Annotated in this window: 11 protein-coding genes; 6 read left to right on the forward strand and 5 right to left on the reverse strand. The window is 67.1% G+C overall.

Annotated features, from left to right (window positions below):
- Window positions 1-12: 12 nt before the first annotated feature.
- The 4 genes from guaB (at window position 13) to tadA (ending at window position 5,178) form a co-directional block, all read left to right on the forward strand.
- A complete protein-coding gene (gene guaB, locus ACZ899_RS24610; protein WP_050704157.1) occupies window positions 13-1,482 on the forward strand; it encodes an IMP dehydrogenase in 1,470 nt (489 codons plus the stop codon).
- Between the two features lie 75 nt (window positions 1,483-1,557).
- Window positions 1,558-3,135 (forward strand): glutamine-hydrolyzing GMP synthase, encoded by a 1,578-nt coding sequence (gene guaA / locus ACZ899_RS24615; protein WP_011535447.1) that lies wholly within the window; start codon window positions 1,558-1,560, stop codon window positions 3,133-3,135.
- Between the two features lie 178 nt (window positions 3,136-3,313).
- On the forward strand, window positions 3,314-4,696 hold the full coding sequence (locus ACZ899_RS24620; protein WP_234561693.1) for a multicopper oxidase family protein: 1,383 nt from the start codon (window positions 3,314-3,316) through the stop codon (window positions 4,694-4,696).
- Window positions 4,696-5,178: a tRNA adenosine(34) deaminase TadA gene (gene tadA, locus ACZ899_RS24625; RefSeq protein ID WP_234561692.1), complete on the forward strand. Its 483-nt coding sequence runs from the start codon at window positions 4,696-4,698 to the stop codon at window positions 5,176-5,178. Before ACZ899_RS24620 ends, tadA begins: the two co-directional genes overlap by 1 nt.
- A gap of 62 nt (window positions 5,179-5,240) precedes the next feature.
- Here the strand turns inward: tadA and mltF are convergent, their stop codons facing one another.
- Window positions 5,241-6,698 carry a membrane-bound lytic murein transglycosylase MltF gene (gene mltF / locus ACZ899_RS24630; protein WP_234561691.1) on the reverse strand — a complete coding sequence of 486 codons (1,458 nt, stop codon included), beginning with the start codon at window positions 6,696-6,698 and terminating at the stop codon, window positions 5,241-5,243.
- Between the two features lie 358 nt (window positions 6,699-7,056).
- Between mltF and purL the strand changes: the two genes are divergently transcribed.
- Together purL and ACZ899_RS24640 are read left to right on the forward strand one after the other, a co-directional pair.
- The gene (gene purL / locus ACZ899_RS24635; RefSeq protein WP_234561690.1) at window positions 7,057-10,956 is read left to right on the forward strand and encodes a phosphoribosylformylglycinamidine synthase; all 3,900 of its coding nucleotides are present in this window, start codon (window positions 7,057-7,059) and stop codon (window positions 10,954-10,956) included.
- Window positions 10,957-10,958: 2 nt separating this feature from the next.
- Window positions 10,959-11,270 (forward strand): YqfO family protein, encoded by a 312-nt coding sequence (locus ACZ899_RS24640; RefSeq protein WP_203650971.1) that lies wholly within the window; start codon window positions 10,959-10,961, stop codon window positions 11,268-11,270.
- Window positions 11,271-11,358: 88 nt separating this feature from the next.
- Here the strand turns inward: ACZ899_RS24640 and nagE are convergent, their stop codons facing one another.
- Genes nagE through nagA form a run of 4 tightly spaced genes read right to left on the reverse strand, consistent with a single transcriptional unit; the run spans window position 11,359 to window position 17,699 of the window.
- Window positions 11,359-13,017: an N-acetylglucosamine-specific PTS transporter subunit IIBC gene (nagE, locus tag ACZ899_RS24645; protein WP_234561689.1), complete on the reverse strand. Its 1,659-nt coding sequence runs from the start codon at window positions 13,015-13,017 to the stop codon at window positions 11,359-11,361.
- Between the two features lie 12 nt (window positions 13,018-13,029).
- Window positions 13,030-15,573, reverse strand: coding sequence for a phosphoenolpyruvate--protein phosphotransferase (gene ptsP / locus ACZ899_RS24650; protein ID WP_234561688.1), 2,544 nt, complete (start codon window positions 15,571-15,573; stop codon window positions 13,030-13,032).
- An 18-nt stretch (window positions 15,574-15,591) separates the two neighbouring features.
- On the reverse strand, window positions 15,592-16,614 hold the full coding sequence (locus ACZ899_RS24655) for an SIS domain-containing protein (RefSeq protein WP_234561687.1): 1,023 nt from the start codon (window positions 16,612-16,614) through the stop codon (window positions 15,592-15,594).
- Window positions 16,611-17,699: an N-acetylglucosamine-6-phosphate deacetylase gene (gene nagA, locus ACZ899_RS24660; protein ID WP_234561686.1), complete on the reverse strand. Its 1,089-nt coding sequence runs from the start codon at window positions 17,697-17,699 to the stop codon at window positions 16,611-16,613. Before nagA ends, ACZ899_RS24655 begins: the two co-directional genes overlap by 4 nt.
- Window positions 17,700-17,710: the final 11 nt, after the last annotated feature.

The raw sequence follows: 17,710 nt of genomic DNA on the forward strand, positions 1-17,710 counted from the left end.
GGAGCCCCCGCGATGCTGCGTATCAGCCAAGAAGCCCTGACCTTCGACGATATCCTCCTTGTACCTGGCTACTCCGAGGTACTGCCCAATGAAGTCAGTCTCAAGACCCGTTTGACTCGTGGCATCGAGCTGAACATTCCCCTGGTCTCCGCCGCCATGGATACCGTGACCGAAGCGCGCCTGGCCATCGCCATGGCCCAGGAAGGCGGCATCGGCATCATCCACAAGAACATGACCATCGAGCAGCAGGCCGGCGAAGTACGCAAGGTCAAGAAGTTCGAGGCCGGCGTGGTCAAGGACCCGATCACCATCGACGCCGACGCTACCGTGCGCGACCTGTTCGACCTGACCCGCCTGAACAACATCTCCGGCGTTCCGGTACTGGCGAACGGCGACCTGGTCGGCATCGTCACCTCCCGTGACGTGCGCTTCGAAACCCGCCTGGACGCCAAGGTCCGCGACGTGATGACCCCCAAAGAGCGTCTGGTCACCGTCCGCGAAGGCGCCGACAAGAACGAAGTCCGCGAGCTGCTGCACAAGCACCGCCTGGAAAAAGTCCTGATCGTCGACGACAAGTTCGCCCTCAAGGGCATGATGACCGTCAAGGACATCGAGAAGGCCAAGGCCTACCCGCTGGCCAGCAAGGACGACCAGGGCCGCCTGCGCGTCGGCGCCGCAGTCGGCACCGGCAAGGACACCGGCGAGCGCGTTGCCGCCTTGGTGGCCGCCGGCGTTGACGTGGTGGTGGTGGACACCGCCCACGGTCACTCCAAGGGCGTGATCGACCGCGTTCGCTGGGTCAAGGAAACCTACCCGCAAGTGCAGGTCATCGGTGGCAACATCGCCACCGGCGCCGCCGCCAAGGCCCTGGCTGAAGCCGGCGCCGACGCGGTCAAGGTCGGTATCGGCCCAGGCTCGATCTGCACCACCCGTATCGTCGCCGGTGTCGGCGTGCCGCAGATCAGCGCCATCGCCAACGTCGCCGCCGCACTGGAAGGCACTGGCGTGCCACTGATCGCCGACGGCGGCATCCGTTTCTCGGGTGACCTGTCCAAGGCCATCGTCGCTGGCGCCTCGTGCGTGATGATGGGCTCGATGTTCGCCGGTACCGAAGAAGCACCGGGTGAAGTCGAACTGTTCCAGGGCCGTTCCTACAAGGCCTACCGCGGCATGGGCTCGCTGGGTGCCATGGCACAGGCGCAAGGCTCCTCCGACCGTTACTTCCAGGACTCCTCGGCCGGTGCCGAGAAGCTGGTACCGGAAGGCATCGAAGGCCGTGTGCCATACAAGGGCGCCCTGGCCGCGATCATCCACCAGCTGATGGGCGGCCTGCGTTCGTCCATGGGCTACACCGGCAGCGCGACCATCGAAGAGATGCGTACCAAGCCGGAGTTCGTGCGCATCACCGGTGCCGGCATGGCCGAGTCCCATGTGCATGACGTGCAGATCACCAAAGAAGCCCCTAACTACCGCGTAGGCTGAGGCTTCCAGCAATAGCAAGCGGGGCTGTCATGACAGCCCCGTGTCGTTTCCGATTTCCACTGACGAGATTGAGTCATGGCCCTCGACATTCACGCTCACCGCATCCTGATCCTCGATTTCGGTTCCCAGTACACCCAGCTGATCGCCCGCCGCGTGCGCGAGATCGGCGTGTACTGCGAACTGCACCCGTTCGACATGGACGATGAAGCGATCCGCGAATTCAACCCGCGCGGCATCATCCTGGCCGGTGGCCCCGAGTCGGTCCACGAAGCCAACAGCCCGCGTGCCCCGCAGGCCGTGTTCGACCTGAAGGTCCCGGTACTGGGCATCTGCTACGGCATGCAGACCATGGCCGAGCAGATGGGCGGCAAGGTCGAAGGTTCCGACCTGCGCGAGTTCGGCTACGCCCGTGTCGACGTGGTCGGCAAGAGCCGCCTGCTCGACGGCATCGAAGACCATGTCGATGACGACGGCGTACTGGGCCTGGACGTGTGGATGAGCCACGGCGACAAGGTCACCCAGATGCCGGGCAACTTCAGCGTACTGGCCAGCACCCCGAGCTGCCCGATCGCCGGCATGTACGACGACGCCCTGGGCTACTACGGCGTGCAGTTCCACCCGGAAGTGACCCACACCAAGCAAGGCGGTCGCATCCTGTCGCGCTTCGTCCAGGACATCTGCGGCTGTGAAGCCCTGTGGACCGCCTCGAACATCGTCGAGGACGCCATCGCCCAGGTGCGCGCACAGGTCGGTTCGGCCAACGTCCTGCTGGGCCTGTCCGGCGGCGTCGACTCGTCCGTGGTTGCCGCGCTGCTGCACCGCGCCATCGGCGACCAGCTGACCTGCGTGTTCGTCGACAACGGCCTGCTGCGCCTGCACGAAGGCGACCAGGTGATGGCCATGTTCAAGGAGAACATGGGCGTCAAGGTGATCCGCGCCGATGCCGAGAAGCAGTTCCTCGACAACCTGGAAGGCGAAGCGGACCCTGAGAAGAAGCGCAAGATCATCGGCCGCACCTTCATCGACGTGTTCGATGCCGAGGCCAGCAAGCTGGAGAACATCCAGTTCCTCGCCCAGGGCACCATCTACCCCGACGTGATCGAGTCGGCCGGCGCCAAGAGCGGCAAGGCCCACGTGATCAAGTCGCACCACAACGTCGGTGGCCTGCCGGAGGAGATGAACCTCAAGCTGGTCGAGCCGCTGCGCGAGCTGTTCAAGGACGAAGTGCGCAAGATCGGCCTGGAGCTGGGCCTGCCGTACGACATGGTCTACCGCCACCCGTTCCCGGGCCCGGGCCTGGGCGTGCGCATCCTCGGTGAAGTGAAGAAGGAATACGCCGACATCCTGCGTCGCGCCGACCACATCTTCATCGAAGAACTGCGCAAAGCCGACTGGTACCACAAGACCAGCCAGGCGTTCGTGGTGTTCCAGCCGGTCAAGTCGGTCGGCGTCGTCGGCGACGGCCGTCGCTACGCCTGGGTCGTGGCCCTGCGTGCCGTCGAGACCGTGGACTTCATGACCGCGCGCTGGGCGCACCTGCCGTACGAGCTGCTGGAAACCGTCAGCGGCCGTATCATCAACGAAATCGACGGTATCTCCCGCGTCACCTACGACGTGTCGAGCAAGCCGCCGGCCACTATCGAGTGGGAATGAGTTGAGCCACAAGGGCGCCGCAAGGCGCCCTTGTTGTTTCTGTTTCCTGTGCCGGCCTCTTCGCGCGGTGGTACAACACTTCACTTAATCTTTCTCACTTGCAGGTGTATCGTATTCGCCCTTCATCGCCGGCCATTGCTGGCAGACTGATTGCGCAAAACACGAGGTACCCGCACCGATGTCCTTTACCCGTCGACAAATGCTCAAGGGCCTGACCGGCCTGGTGGTGGTAGGCCTGGGCGCCGGAGGCGCGGCACGCTACTGGCTGGGCAAGGTCGAGGACGACAATGCCGGGCACGACTACGAGCTGATCGCCGCGCCCCTGGACGTCGAGCTGGTGCCGGGCTTCAAGACCGAGGCCTGGGCCTTCGGCCCGTCGGCGCCGGGTACCGAGCTGCGGGTGCGCCAGGGCACCTGGCTGCGGGTGCGCTTCATCAACCGTCTGCCGGTCGAGACCACCATCCACTGGCACGGCATCCGCCTGCCGCTGGAGATGGACGGTGTGCCGTATGTCTCGCAGTTGCCGGTCAAGCCGGGCGAATACTTCGACTACAAGTTCAAGGTGCCGGATGCCGGCAGCTACTGGTATCACCCGCATGTCAGCAGCTCCGAGGAGCTGGGCCGCGGCCTGGTCGGGCCGCTGATCGTCGAGGAACGCGAGCCCACGGGCTTCCAGCATGAACGCACCCTGAGCCTGAAGAACTGGCACGTGGACGAGCAGGGCGCCTGGCTGCCGTTCAGCATCCCCCGCGAGGCGGCCCGCAATGGCACCGCCGGGCGCCTGATCACCATCAACGGCCAGGCCGAGTCGGTTACGGAGCTGCCGGCCGGGCAGGTGGTGCGGGTGCGCCTGCTGAACCTGGACAACACCTGGACCTACCGCTTGAACCTCAAGGGCAACTGCGAGGCGATGATCTATGCCCTCGATGGCAACCCGGTGACCCCGCGGCCACTGGACGACGAGTATTGGCTCGGGCCGGGCATGCGCATTTGCCTGGCGATCCGCATTCCCGAGGCGGGCGAGGAGGTTTCCCTGCGAGATGGATTCGTGCGCCTGGGCACCCTGCGCTCGGTGGCCAGCAGCGAGGCGCCCGGCGACTGGCCCAAGGCCCTGCCGCCCAACCCGGTTGCCGAGCCGGACCTGAAGAACGCCGAGAAGCTCAACTTCAATTTCGAATGGGTCGGCAAGGTCTCGGTGAACACCGAGAACGGCAAACCGCCGAGCCTGTGGCAGATCAACGGCCAGGCCTGGGACATCACCGACAAGACCTGCGCCGACCGGCCGATCGCCACACTGCAGAAAGGCAAGAGCTACATCCTCGAGCTGAAGAACATGACCCAGTACCAGCACCCGATCCACCTGCATGGCATGAGTTTCAAGGTAATCGCCTCCAATCGGCGCAAGATCGTCGAGCCGTGGTTCACCGACACTTACCTGCTGGGCAAGAACGAGCGGGCGCAGGTGGCGCTGGTGGCGGATAACCCGGGCACCTGGATGTTCCACTGCCACGTCATCGACCACATGGAAACCGGCCTGATGGCCGCGATCGCGGTGGTCTGATGCGACCGCAGATCATCGATCGCAGCCGCGACCAGGAGTTCATGCGCCTGGCCCTCGATCTGGCGGCCCAGGGCGCGGCCCTGGGCGAGGTGCCGGTGGGGGCAGTGCTGGTGCAGCATGGCCAGGTGATCGGCCAGGGCTTCAACCGGCCGATCATCGACAGCGACCCCAGCGCCCACGCCGAAATGGTGGCGATTCGCGCCGCGGCCAAGTCGGCCAGCAACTACCGGCTGCCGGGCAGCACCCTGTACGTGACCCTGGAGCCATGCAGCATGTGCGCGGGGCTGATCGTCCATTCGCGGGTGGCGCGGGTGGTTTACGGGGCGCTGGAGCCCAAGGCGGGGATCGTGCAGAGCCAGGGGCAGTTCTTCAGTCAGGGGTTTCTCAACCATCGGGTGATGTTCGAGGGTGGGGTGCTGGCAGAGGAGTGCGGAACGATCTTGAGTGAGTTCTTCAAGGCGCGGCGGGCGAAAGGTCAATGATCGATCGCGGGGCAAGCCCGCTCCCACGGATATCGTGGGAGCGGGCTTGCCCCGCGATGGCATCACATCGGCGCCGGCTGCTCCGCCGGCTTGTCCTTGTTCACCGCCGGCACATGCAGGTTGCCCTCGGCCACCTGGCCTTCGAGCTGCGGCTGCGTGACCCAGGTGAGGATGTCGTAGTAGCGACGGATGTTGGCCACGAAGTGCACCGGCTCGCCGCCGCGGGCGTAGCCGTACTTGGTCTTGCTGTACCACTGCTTCTGCGATAGGCGCGGCAGCATCTTCTTCACGTCCAGCCACTTGTTCGGGTTCAGGCCTTCGCGCCTGGCCAGGGTGCGGGCGTCTTCCAGGTGGCCGCTGCCGACGTTGTAGGCGGCCAGGGCGAACCAGGTGCGGTCCGGCTCCTTGATGCTGTCGTCGAGCTGGTCCTTGACCAGCATGAAGTACTTGGCGCCGCCCTGGATGCTCTGTCTGGGGTCCAGGCGGTTGGACACGCCCATGGCCTGGGCGGTGCGCTGGGTCAGCATCATCAGGCCGCGCACGCCGGTCTTGGAGGTGACCTCGGGCTGCCACATCGATTCCTGGTAGCCGATCGCGGCGAGCAGGCGCCAGTCGACCTGCTCGACCTTGGAGCTGGTCTTGAAGTGCTTCTCGTACTTGGGCAGGCGCTGCTGCAGGTGCTGGGCGAAGGTGTAGGCGCCGACGTAGCCGAGGACATCGACGTGGCCGTAGTAACGGTCCTTCAGGCGCTGCAGGGTGCCGTTCTTCTGCGACTTGTCGAGAAACTCGTTGATCTCGTTGAGCAGGCTGTTGTCTTCGCCGGCAGCCACCGCCCAGCGCTGGTCGCGGGTGTCGCCCAGGTCGAAGGCCACGCGCACATTGGGGAAGTACACCTGGTTCATGGCCAGCTCGTTGGAATCGACCAGGGTCAGGTCGATCTGGCCCTCGTCGACCATGCGCAGCAGGTCGACCACCTCGACGGCGTCGGACTCCTCGTACTCCAGCCCCGGGTTCTGCTTTTTCAGCTCGGCGAGCTGGTCGGCGTGGCTGCTGCCCTTGAGCACCATGATCTTCTTGCCGACCAGCCCTTTGGCGCTGGTCGGCCGCGAGCGGCCATTGCGATAGATGACCTGCGGGGTCACTTCCAGGTAGGGGTGGGAGAACTTCGCCTGGGCGGCGCGGCGCTCGCTGCTGACCAGGCCGGCGGCGGCCAGTACCGGGCCGGACGGCTTGCCCAACTGGTCGAACAGCTCGTCGAGGTTGTCGGCGGTCTCGATCTCCAGCTTCACGCCCAGGTCGTCGGCGAAACGCTTGACCAGTTCGTATTCGAAACCGGTTTCGCCGTTGCGGTCCTGGAAATAGGTGGCCGGGCTGTTACGGGTAATCACGCGCAATACGCCATCCTCCTTGACGCGTTCGAGGGTGCTGGGTTTTTCAACGCAGGCACCGAGCATCAGGAAGAGTCCGGTTGCGAGGAGCCATTTGGCGCATCGCTGGCGCAAAGCAGTGTGGGCGAACATAGGGTGCAGTATACGCAAAGGACCGGCGGCGCCATATCTCGACAATGGTTGGCAGGTCTGCTAGCGGGTTTTGTGCAGAAGCGGCTCGATTCCTTTGTAGGAGCGGCCTTGTGCCGCGATGGCTGCGTCAGCGGCCCCCAAGGGTTTTCCCAGCACAGCAGTGAATTTGGGGCTGCTGCGCAGCCCATCGCGGCACAAGGCCGCTCCTACAGGGATCGCGCGAAGCCGGTGGTTTTTTTGACCCCTGGGTCCGGTTCCACCGCCCGGCAGCATTGGCTTTGAGCGGGTGCCGAAAGCCTGCGAATTAGGCTAGAATGCACGGCCTCTAAGCACACCCCTTCCTGAGGCTGTCCCGACGATGTTGATCCTGCGCGGCGCTCCTGCCCTTTCTGCCTTTCGCCACGGTAAATTACTCGAGCAACTGAGCCAGAAAGTCCCCGCTGTTACTGGTTTGTATGCCGAATTCGCCCACTTCGCCGACGTCGACGGCGAGCTGACCGCCGACCAGCAGCAGGTGCTGGGCCGTCTGCTCAAGTACGGCCCGAGCGTGCCGGTTCAGGAGCCTGCGGGCCGCCTGTTCCTGGTCGTGCCGCGTCTGGGCACCATCTCGCCTTGGGCATCCAAGGCCAGCGACATCGCCCACAACTGCGGCCTGCAGTCGATCCAGCGCCTGGAGCGCGGTATCGCCTACTACGTCTCCGGTAACCTCAGCGACGCCGATGCTCAAACCATCGCCGCCGAACTGCATGACCGCATGACCCAGCGCGTGCTGGCCCAGCTGGAGCAGGCGTCCGACCTGTTCAGCCACGCCCAGCCCAAGCCGATGACCTCGGTGGACATCCTCGCCGGTGGCCGCGCCGCCCTGGCGCAGGCCAACATCGACCTGGGCCTGGCCCTGGCCGAAGACGAGATCGACTACCTGGTCAACGCCTTCCAGGGGCTCAAGCGCAACCCCAACGACATCGAACTGATGATGTTCGCCCAGGCCAACTCCGAGCACTGCCGCCACAAGATCTTCAACGCCAGTTGGGATATCGATGGCGAGGAGCAGGAAAAAAGCCTGTTCGGCATGATCAAGAACACCTACCAGATGCACAGCGAAGGCGTGCTGTCTGCTTACAAGGACAACGCCTCGGTGATCGTCGGCAGCGTCGCCGGCCGCTTTTTCCCGAACCCTGAGACCCGCCAGTACGGCGCGGTGCAGGAACCGGTGCATATCCTGATGAAGGTCGAGACGCACAACCACCCGACCGCCATCGCCCCGTTCTCCGGCGCCTCCACCGGCTCCGGCGGCGAAATCCGCGACGAAGGCGCCACCGGCCGTGGCGCCAAGCCCAAGGCTGGCCTGACTGGCTTCACCGTGTCCAACCTGCGTATCCCGGGCTTCGAGCAGCCATGGGAGAAGCCTTACGGCAAGCCTGAGCGTATCGTCGACGCCCTCGACATCATGATCGAAGGCCCACTGGGCGGCGCCGCGTTCAACAACGAATTCGGCCGCCCGGCGCTGACCGGCTACTTCCGCACCTTCGAGCAGGGCATCAACACCCCGCACGGTGAAGAAGTCCGTGGCTACCACAAGCCGATCATGCTCGCCGGCGGCATGGGCAACATCCGTGAAGACCACGTGCAGAAGGGCGAGATCACCGTCGGCGCCAAGCTGATCGTGCTCGGCGGCCCGGCCATGCTGATCGGCCTGGGTGGCGGCGCCGCTTCGTCGGTGGCCACCGGTGCCAGCTCCGCCGACCTGGACTTCGCTTCGGTGCAGCGCGAGAACCCGGAAATGGAGCGCCGTTGCCAGGAGGTCATTGACCGCTGTTGGCAGCTGGGCGACAAGAACCCGATTGCCTTCATCCACGACGTCGGCGCCGGTGGTATTTCCAACGCCTTCCCGGAACTGGTCAACGACGGTGGCCGTGGTGGCCGCTTCGAACTGCGCAACGTGCCCAACGACGAGCCGGGCATGGCCCCGCACGAGATCTGGTCCAACGAATCGCAGGAGCGCTACGTGCTGGCGGTCAGCGCCGAGGACTTCGAACGCTTCCAGGCCATCTGCGAGCGCGAGCGCTGCCCGTTCGCCGTGGTCGGTGAGGCCACCGAAGAGCCACACCTGACCGTCACCGACAGCCACTTCGCCAACACCCCGGTGGACATGCCGCTGGACGTGCTGCTGGGCAAGCCGCCGCGCATGCACCGCTCGGTCACCCGCGAAGCGGAGCTGGGCGATGAGTTCGACCCGAGCAGCCTGGAGCTCAAGGACTCGGTCGAGCGCGTCCTGCGTCACCCGGCCGTGGCCAGCAAGAGTTTCCTGATCACCATCGGCGACCGTACCATCACCGGCCTCGTGGCCCGCGACCAGATGGTCGGCCCGTGGCAGGTACCGGTGGCCGACTGCGCCGTCACCGCCACCAGCTTCGACGTCTACACCGGTGAAGCCATGGCCATGGGCGAACGCACGCCGCTGGCCCTGCTCGACGCCCCGGCGTCCGGGCGCATGGCGATCGGCGAGACCCTGACCAACCTGGCGGCCTCGCGCATCGAGAAGCTGTCCGACATCAAACTGTCGGCCAACTGGATGTCCGCCGCCGGTCACCCGGGCGAAGACGCCCGCCTGTACGACACCGTCAAGGCCGTCGGCATGGAGCTGTGCCCGGAGCTGGGCATCACCATCCCGGTCGGCAAAGACTCGATGTCGATGAAGACCCAGTGGAGCGAAGCGGGCGAGCAGAAGAGCGTCACCTCGCCAATGTCGCTGATCATCACCGGCTTCGCCCCGGTCACCGACATCCGCAAGACCCTGACCCCGCAACTGCGCATGGACAAGGGCGAAACCGACCTGATCCTGATCGACCTGGGCCGTGGCAAGAACCGCATGGGCGCCTCGATCCTGGCGCAGACCCACGGCAAGTTGGCCGCCCAGGCGCCGGACGTCGATGACGCCGAAGACCTCAAGGCGTTCTTCGCCGTGGTCCAGGGCCTGAACGAAGACGGCCACCTGCTGGCCTACCACGACCGTTCCGACGGCGGCCTGCTGACCACCGTGCTGGAAATGGCCTTCGCCGGCCATTGTGGCCTGGAGCTTGAACTGGGCAACCTGACCAGCAAGCGCGAGAAAGTCGCGGCCATCCTCTTCAACGAAGAGCTGGGCGCGGTGATCCAGGTCCGTCAGGACGCCACGCCGGATGTGCTGGCGCAGTTCAGCGCCGCTGGCCTGGGCGAGGATTGCGTCGCCGTGATCGGCCAGCCGATCAACAACGGTGAAGTCCTGATCAACTTCGAAGGCGAAGAACTGTTCAACGGCGACCGTCGCCTGCTGCAGCGCCAGTGGGCCGAGACCAGCTACCAGGTCCAGCGCCTGCGCGACAATGCCGATTGCGCCGACCAGGAATTCAACGCCCTGCTCGAAGAAGACAACCCGGGCCTGTCGGTCAAGCTGGGCTACGACGTCAACGACGACATCGCCGCGCCGTACATCAAGAAGGGCGTGCGCCCGCAAGTGGCGATCCTGCGCGAGCAGGGCGTCAACGGCCAGGTCGAGATGGCTGCGGCCTTCGACCGCGCAGGCTTTGCTGCCATCGACGTGCACATGAGCGACATCCTCGCCGGCCGTGTCGACTTTGAAGCGTTCAAGGGCCTGGTGGCCTGCGGCGGCTTCTCCTACGGCGACGTGCTGGGTGCCGGTGAAGGCTGGGCCAAGTCGGCGCTGTTCAACGCCCGTGCCCGCGATGCCTTCCAGGCCTTCTTCGAGCGTACCGACAGCTTCGCCCTGGGCGTGTGCAACGGTTGCCAGATGATGTCCAACCTGCACGAGCTGATCCCGGGCACCGAGTACTGGCCGCACTTTGTGCGCAACCGCTCGGAGCAGTTCGAGGCCCGCGTGGCCATGGTCGAGGTGCAGAAATCCAACTCGATCTTCCTCCAGGGCATGGCCGGTTCGCGCATGCCGATCGCCATCGCCCACGGCGAAGGCCATGCCGAGTTCGCCAGCGAGGAAGCACTGCTGGAAGCCGACCTGTCCGGTTGCGTGGCCCTGCGCTACGTCGACAACCACGGCAAGGTCACCGAAGCCTACCCGGCCAACCCGAACGGCTCGCCGCGTGGCATCACTGGCCTGACCAGCCGCGACGGCCGCGTGACCATCATGATGCCGCACCCGGAGCGTATGTTCCGCGCGGTGCAGAACTCCTGGCGCCCGGATGAGTGGCAGGAAGACGCGGCGCTGATGCGCATGTTCCGCAATGCGCGGGTGTGGGTGAACTGAGGGTGTACAAGCTCGCCTTCTTCGTCCCCGACAGCCATGTCGAGGTGGTCAAGGCCGCCGTGTTCGCCGCCGGTGGCGGACGCATCGGCGACTACGACCACTGCGCCTGGCAGACCCTCGGCCAGGGCCAGTTCCGCCCGTTGGACGGCAGCCAGCCGTACCTCGGGCAGACCGGCCAGGTCGAGGTGGTCGAGGAGTGGAAGGTGGAGCTGGTGGTGGCTGATGCGCTGATCGGCCAGGTGGTTGCTGCGCTCAAGCAGAGCCACCCGTATGAAACGCCGGCTTATGAGGTCTGGCCGCTGGCTGACTTCTAGAACGGCGTCGAATGTCATCGCGGGGCAAGCCCGCTCCCACGAGGTTTATCAAGTGCCTCGTGGGAGCGGGCTTGCCCCGCGATGCTTTTCAGCCCTGTAAGGCAGTGCCCAGTGCTGGAGCCTTGCTGCCCACCAACAGATGCCACACCCCACCCGCCTGCGGACTCACTCCCTGGCATCCCAAGGCGGCCAGGCGTTCCTGCTCTACCTTGGCCTCATCCCTGACTCGCACCCTGACTCGGCTCGAGGCCACGCACTGCGCCTCCAGCACATTCTCGCGCCCGCCCAGGGCCTGCAGCCATTCATCCGCAACGACCGTCTCGGTGGCCACCGCGGCCTTCTCGGCAACCGGTGCCGCCACCCGCGCATGGGGCAGTTCTGCGCGAATCTCGTCGGCCAGCGCATCGGCCATCGGCCCCACCACCACCTGCAGGCTGCCACCGGTACCGGGACGCACCACCGCGAGGGCGCCGAGGGCTTTCAGGTCCTGGTCACGGGCCAGGTTACGGTCAGCCAGTACCAGGCGCAGGCGCGTGGTGCAGGCATCCACGCCTTGCAGGTTGGCCGCGCCGCCGAGGGCGTCGATGTAGCGTCGGGCCCGTGGCGCATCGCTGCCCTCGGCCTGGCTGGCCGCCTGTTCTTCGCGGCCAGGTGTCTTCAGGTCGAAACGGCGGATGCAGTAGTCGAAAACGAAGTAATAGACCAACCCATAGAGCACGCCCACGGGGAACACCAGCCAGCCGTTGCTCGAGCGTCCCCAGCCCAGGGCCATGTCGATGCCGCCGCCGGAGAAGGTGAAGCCCAGGCGGATCCCCAGCAGGTCGCAGAGGGCCATGGACAACCCGGTCAGCAGTGCATGGATCATGTACAGCAGCGGCGCCAGGAACATGAAGGCGAATTCGATCGGCTCGGTTACCCCGGTCAGCGCCGAGGTCAGCGCCATCGACAGCAGTACCCCGCCGATCAGCTTGCGCCGCTGCGGCAAGGCGTGGCGGTACATGGCCAGGCAGGCGGCGGGCAGGCCGAAGATCATCACCGGGAACATGCCGGCCATGAACTGCCCGGCGTCAGGGTCACCGGCGAAGAAGCGCGCCAGATCGCCGGTGACCACCTGGCCGCTGGCCGCCTGGAAGCTGCCGAAGACGAACCACACCAGGTTGTTGAGGATATGGTGCAGGCCGGTGATGATCAGCAGCCGGTTGAGCACGCCGAAGAAAAACGCGCCGATGCTGCCGCTCTCCAGCATCAGTTGGCCGAGTTCGTTGATGCCGTGCTGGATCGGCGGCCAGATCAGGCCGAACAGCAGCCCGAGAAACACCGCCGATACCCCGGTGGCGATCGGCACGAAGCGCCGGCCGCCGAAGAACGCCAGGTAGTCGGGAAGCTGGATGTCCTTGAAGCGGTTGTACAAACCGCCGCCGAGCAGGCCGCAGATGATGCCGGCGAGCATGCCCATGTCGATCTTCGGATCGATCACCTTCAGCGTCGCCACCAGCACCAGGTAGCCGATGGCGCCGGCCAGGCCCGCGGTGCCGTTGTTGTCGCGGGCGAAGCCGACGGCGATGCCGATGGCAAAGATCAGCGCCAGGTTGGCGAAGATCGCTTGCCCGGCGTCATGCACCAGGGCGATGTCGAACAGGTCGGTGTCGCCCAGGCGCAGCAACAGGCCGGCGATGGGCAGGATGGCGATGGGCAGCATCAAGGCGCGGCCGAGCCGCTGCAGGCCCTGGATGAAGTGCTGGTACATGGTGCGCTCCGATTATTGTTGTAGGGCCACGGGGGCCGCGGGTTGGGCGTGGGATTGCGCGGCGAAGTCGCGGCAGGCCTGGCGTACGGCGCCGGCGCTGGCCAGGCCCAGCAGGCCCTGGCTGAAACGGCGGCAGGTGCTGGCGTCGAGCTGGCGGACCAGGGCCTTGATCTCACCGATCTGCGGCGCGCTGACCGACAGCTCGGCCACGCCGAGGCCGACCAGCACCGGCGTGGCCAGCGGATCGGAGGCCAGCGCGCCGCACACGCCGACCCAGCGCCCGTGTTTCGCCGCGCCCTGGCAGGTCAGCTCGATCAGGCGCAGCAGTGCCGGGTGCAGGGCATCGACCCGCGCGGCCAGCCCGGCATGGTCACGGTCCATGGCCAGGGTGTACTGGGACAGGTCGTTGGTACCGATGGAAAAGAAGTCTGCGTGCTCGGCCAGACGCTCGGCGAGCAGCGCCGCGGCCGGCACCTCGATCATCACCCCCAGTTCGGCGCGCGCCGTCACGCCCAGCTCGGCGGCCAGCCGGTCGAGGCGCTGGCGGATGGCGATCAGCTCGTCGACCTCGGTGACCATCGGCAGCATGATCCGGCAGCGCCGCTGCGGGCTGACCTGGAGCAGGGCGCGCAGTTGCTGGTCGAGCAGCTCCGGGCGCACCTGGCCCAGGCGGATGCCGCGCAGGCCCAGTACCGGGTTGGCCTCGGCCGGCAAGGGCAGGTAGTCGAGCTGCTTGTCGCCGCCGACGTCGATGGTGCGGATGATCACCGGGCGCTCGGCCATGGCGTCGAGCACCGCCTGGTAGGCGTTGCGCTGCTCGGCCTCGTCCGGTGCGGTGGGGCGGTCGATGAACAGGAACTCGCTGCGCAGCAGGCCGATGCCGTCGGCGCCCTGGGCCAGGGCCTGGGCGGCCTCTTCGGCGCTGGCGACGTTGGCCGCGACCTCGATCAGCTGGCCATCGCGGGTACGCGCGCCTTGCTGCGCGGCAGCCTGCTGGCGCTGGCGGATTTCGCGGCGTTGCTGCAGGTGGCAGTGGACCTCGGCCAGGCGTTGTGGGGCGGCCTGGGTTTCCAGGCGACCCTGGTCGGCGTCCAGCACCAGCGGCGTGCCGGCGGGCAGGTCGAGCAGCGCTTCGCCCACGGCCACCAGGCATGGCAGGCCGCGGGCGCGGGCGAGGATGGCGACGTGCGAGGTGGCGCCACCGGCGGCCATGCAAAGCCCGGCGACATCATGGCGGGCGAGCAGCAGCAGGTCGGAGGGGGTCAGTTCGTGGGCGACGACGATGGCTGCCGGCGGCAGGCGCAGTTGCCGGGTTTCGCCGAGCAGGGCGCGCAGTACTCGTTGCTGCAGGTCGTACAGGTCGTTGGCGCGCTCGGCCAGCAACGGATTGCCGAGGCTGCGCAGGACCTGACACTGGGTCTCGATGGCGCGGCTCCAGGCATGGCTGGCGGCGACGCCGCCGGCGATATGCTGGCGGGCGTCGCCGAGCAGGGCCGGGTCGTCGAGCAGGGCCAGGTGGGCCTCGAGTATCGCCGCCGCGTCCTCCTGGCCGCGAGGCAGGTGCCGCCAGTCGCGGTCGATGGCGTGGCGGACTTCGGCCAGGGCAGTGTTCAACGCCTGGTGCTGCTCGGCGGGATCGTTGTCGCCGCTGTCCGCCGGCAGGCTGATGCCGTCCAGGCGCGCCAGTGGCCCGAGGGCGAGGCCGGGGGCGGCGCAGGCGCCGTTGAGCACGCCGGGCTCGGCATTGGGTTTGGGCGTGGCGGCGCTGGTGGGCGCATGGGTGGTACGGCGCTCACCGGCCGAGGCGGTCTGCACCGCGGCGATTAACGCCTGCAGCGCGGCCTGGCTGTCCGGCCCGGTGCAGATCAGTTCGACTTCGGCACCTTCGCCAACGCCCAGGCCCATGACCGCCACCAGGCTATTGAGGTCGGCCTCGCGCTCGGCGAAACGCAGCACGGCATGGCACTGGAAACCCTGCGCGGTCTGGCGCAGCAGGGCGGCGGGGCGGGCGTGCAGGCCACCGTGATGAGCAACCCGGGCATGACCACTTGCACGCTCATGGCTGACCGGTCGTATATCAGCTTCGCTGTCCGTGGCCTCGACCTCCAGCAGCGCCGCGCCAAGGCGCGCAGTGCCTGTCTCCAGCCGCATCAGGCCAAAGCCCGGGCCATTGCTGACCAGCATCACGGTGACCAGGCTGACGCAGTGCTGGGCCACCAGGTCCATGTCGAAGCGCACCAGAGGTTGTCCCAGGGTCACCTGGTCGCCCAGCGCCACCAGCGGCGAGAAGCCGCGCCCCTGCAACTGCACGGTGTCGACACCGATATGCAAAAGGACTTCCGCACCATTGGCCGCGCGCAGGGTCAGCGCATGGCCGGTGCGGGCCAGTTGCACCACTTCGCCCGCGCAGGGCGCGTGCAGCATGTCGTTCAACGGGTCGATGGCGACGCCGTCGCCCAGGGTGGCGCTGCTGAACACCGGGTCCGGTACCTGGTCCAGCGGTACCTGCGGTCCGGCGAGCGGGGCATGGAGGATAATCTTGTTATTGTCGGGCATGCGCTGTTCCTCGCGGCTTCACTGCGTGCAGGTCACTTTGCTCAGGTGACGCGGTTGGTCGGGGTCGAGGCCGCGGGCCTCGGCCAGGGCCGCGGCCATGATGTAGAAGCTCTGGATCGCCAGCAGCGGGTCCAGGGCCGGGTGTTCGGCGCAGCTCAGGGTGAGGTCGCGCCCGGCGATATCGGCCGGCGCCGCCAGCAGCACGCGGGCGCCGCGCTGGCGCATGTCGGCGGCCAGTTGCAGCAGCCCGGCCTGCTCGACGCCACGGGGGGCGAACACCAGCAGCGGGTACTGGGCATCGATCAGGGCCATCGGGCCATGGCGCACTTCGGCGCTGCTGAAGGCCTCGGCCTGGATCACCGAGGTTTCCTTGAGTTTGAGCGCGGCTTCCTGGGCGATGGCGAAGCCCGCGCCACGACCGATCACCATCAGGCGCTCGCTGTCACGCAGGGTGTCGATGACCGGGCTCCAGTCCTGCGCCGCGGCCTCGCGCAGCTGCGCGGGCAGGGCCAGGCCGGCTTCCAGCAGGGCGCGGTCCTGGCCCCAGTGGGCGACCAGGCGGGCGCCGGCAGCCAGGGTGGCGACGAAGCTCTTGGTCGCCGCCACCGACAGCTCCGGGCCTGCGCACAGCGGCAAGTGGTGCTGGCAGGCCTGCTCCAGGGGCGAGCCTTCGGCGTTGACCAGCGAGACCGTGGTCGCCCCGCACTGGCCCAGGCGCCGCAGGCTGTCGACCAGGTCCGGGCTTTGGCCCGACTGCGAGAAGCCCAGCGCCACCTGGCCACGCACCCGCAGCGGCGCCTGCTGCAGGGTCACCACCGACATCGGCAGCGAAGCCACCGGCAGACCCAGCTGCTGCATGGCGATGTAGGCGAAGTAGCTGGCGGCGTGGTCCGAGCTGCCCCGGGCCACGGTCAGCGCCACTTGCGGATCGAGCCGGCGCAGCTGTTCGGCCAGGGTTTGCAGGCGTGGGTCCAGCGTCTGCGTCTGACGTTCGACGACCTCGGCGCAGGCGCGGGCTTCTTCGAGCATCCTTGAACTCATGCGGTTTCTCCTTCGATCATCACGGCGGTCAGGTTCAGTTGGCGGTCCAGCAGCACCGCATCGGCCCAGGCGCCCGCTTGCAGGCGGCCACGGTCGGCGATGCCGAGATAATCGGCGGGATGGAGTGACAGGCGCTCGGACGCTTCGGCCAGCGGCAGGCCGATCTTCACCAGATTGCGTAGCGCTTGGTCCATGGTCAGGGTGCTGCCGGCCAGGGTGCCGTCGGGCAGGCGCACGCCGCCCAGGCACTTGGTCACGGTGTGGCTGCCCAGGCGGTATTCGCCATCGGGCATGCCGGCGGCGGCGGTGGAGTCGGTCACGCAGTACAGGCAGGGGATCGAGCGCAGGGCCACGCGCATGGCGCCGGGGTGCACGTGCAGCAGGTCGGGGATCAGCTCGGCGTAGCGGGCGTGGGCCAGGGCCGCGCCGACGATGCCCGGCTCGCGGTGGTGCAGCGGGCTCATGGCGTTGTACAGGTGGGTGAAGCTGGTGGCGCCGGCTTCCAGGGCCGCCACGCCTTCTTCGTAGCTGCCCAGGGTGTGGCCAAGCTGCAGGCGAATGCCGCGCTGGCTCAGGGCCTGGATCAGCGGCAGGTGGCCGGCGATTTCCGGGGCGATGGTGATGACCTTGATCGGCGCCAGGGCCAGGTATTGCTCGACTTCGTCGAGCAGCGCCTGGTGGGCGAAGTTCGGCTGCGCGCCGAGCTTGCCGGGGTTGATGTACGGGCCTTCCAGGTGCACGCCGAGGATGCGCGCACCCTGGCGCGGTTGCTTGAGGTGCTCGCCCAGTTCGGCGAGCACGCGGGTCAGTTCCTCGCGGGGCGCGGTCATGGTGGTGGCCAGCAGCGAGGTGGTGCCGAAGCGTCGGTGGGTGCGGGCGATGGTGGCGAAGGCGTCGCCGCCCTGCATGATGTCGCTGCCGCCACCGCCGTGCACGTGCAGGTCGATGAAACCGGGCAGCAGGTACGGCAGGTCGTTGGCCTGCGGGTCGCACGGCGTGCCGTCGATGGCCCGGATGCGGCCGTTTTCCAGGTGCAGTTGTCCGCGCACCCAGCCGTCGGGGGTGAGGATATTGGCGATGTCCATGGGGGCTCCGG

This window comes from Pseudomonas sp. TE31087, assembly GCF_057284075.1.

Bases quoted from the DNA above. Each gene is read 5' to 3' on its own strand.
- ptsP (WP_234561688.1), bottom strand. From the start codon at position 15,573: ATGCCCGACAATAACAAGATTATCCTCCATGCCCCGCTCGCCGGACCG.
- ACZ899_RS24620 (WP_234561693.1), top strand. From the start codon at position 3,314: ATGTCCTTTACCCGTCGACAAATGCTCAAGGGCCTGACCGGCCTGGTG.
- mltF (WP_234561691.1), bottom strand. From the start codon at position 6,698: ATGTTCGCCCACACTGCTTTGCGCCAGCGATGCGCCAAATGGCTCCTC.
- nagE (WP_234561689.1), bottom strand. From the start codon at position 13,017: ATGTACCAGCACTTCATCCAGGGCCTGCAGCGGCTCGGCCGCGCCTTG.
- guaB (WP_050704157.1), top strand. From the start codon at position 13: ATGCTGCGTATCAGCCAAGAAGCCCTGACCTTCGACGATATCCTCCTT.
- purL (WP_234561690.1), top strand. From the start codon at position 7,057: ATGTTGATCCTGCGCGGCGCTCCTGCCCTTTCTGCCTTTCGCCACGGT.
- tadA (WP_234561692.1), top strand. From the start codon at position 4,696: ATGCGACCGCAGATCATCGATCGCAGCCGCGACCAGGAGTTCATGCGC.
- guaA (WP_011535447.1), top strand. From the start codon at position 1,558: ATGGCCCTCGACATTCACGCTCACCGCATCCTGATCCTCGATTTCGGT.
- ACZ899_RS24655 (WP_234561687.1), bottom strand. From the start codon at position 16,614: ATGAGTTCAAGGATGCTCGAAGAAGCCCGCGCCTGCGCCGAGGTCGTC.
- nagA (WP_234561686.1), bottom strand. From the start codon at position 17,699: ATGGACATCGCCAATATCCTCACCCCCGACGGCTGGGTGCGCGGACAA.